We start from the raw sequence: 943 nt of genomic DNA, 5'->3' as shown, positions 1-943 counted from the left end.
TCGCCGGACGTTTTACCGGCGCTCAACGAAAGAAAAACTTTGCTATATGAGGCTCCCGCAACTTCTTCAAGAATCGCAATTTTTCCTCTTCTCGGGTGTTGAGGAGTTGCTGTCTGCACTCGGAAGTGTCATTGATCCAGCCGAGAAACAGGAAGTGTTGCGACTCGCCGATCTTGGCTTGCCGCCAATATCGTCCAAGGATGCTCTGGCGACGATGCTGGGCATCAATCCAGGGCTCCTTTGGTCGTTTGAAAACAGACCACAGAAACACTATCGAGTTTTTACGATCCCCAAAGGAGCAGGTCGTGAAAGGACGATCGTAGCCCCTAAAGTTGCCCTGAAAGTCTTGCAGAAATGGCTGTCCATCCAGTTGCAGCGCAACTACGTTCCGCCAAATCATGTCTTCGGCTTCATTCCGGGACGATCACATATCCAAGCGGCACAAAAGCATCTTTGCGCCCGGTGGACGTATTCAGTCGATATCGAAAATTTCTTTCCGACCACATCACGTGACGTGGTGTGTGAGGTGTTCCTGCAACTTGGATACAGCCCCGAATCATCCCAGATGCTAGCTGGTTTCTGTTGCTATAAAGGCTTTCTGGCTCAGGGTGCCCCCACTAGCCCGGTGGTGTCCAATTTGGCTTTTCGCAACATTGACGAGAGGCTTGTGCAGCTAGCCGAGAGATTCGGCGTTCGTCTCAGCAGATACGCGGATGATATTGTTTTTTCGGGCATCCATGATTTTCCCGATGAGTTGAGAATTGATGTTGATCGGATTTTTGGGGATTCGCCGTGGAGGCTATCCCCTGACAAGACCGAGTTTGATCAGCTTCCCCGTAGGCTGAAAGTTCATGGACTTTTGGTACATGGCGAGCGGGTGCGGTTGACCAAGGGATACAGGAACAAATTGAGGGCCTATGCGGCTGTCTCTTTGTACACGTCT

1 protein-coding gene is annotated in these 943 nt (G+C 51.0%); it reads left to right on the top strand.

Features of this window, described 5'->3' with window-relative positions:
- A partial coding sequence (locus tag ABB22_RS17980; RefSeq protein ID WP_152984260.1) for a reverse transcriptase family protein occupies positions 1-943 on the top strand: 943 nt, incomplete at both ends.

This window comes from Stenotrophomonas nitritireducens, from assembly GCF_001431425.1.
GTDB classification, from domain to species: Bacteria; Pseudomonadota; Gammaproteobacteria; order Xanthomonadales; family Xanthomonadaceae; genus Stenotrophomonas; species Stenotrophomonas nitritireducens.
The sequence above is the reverse complement of the archived record's forward strand: the minus strand, read 5'-3'. Positions and strand labels throughout refer to the sequence as shown.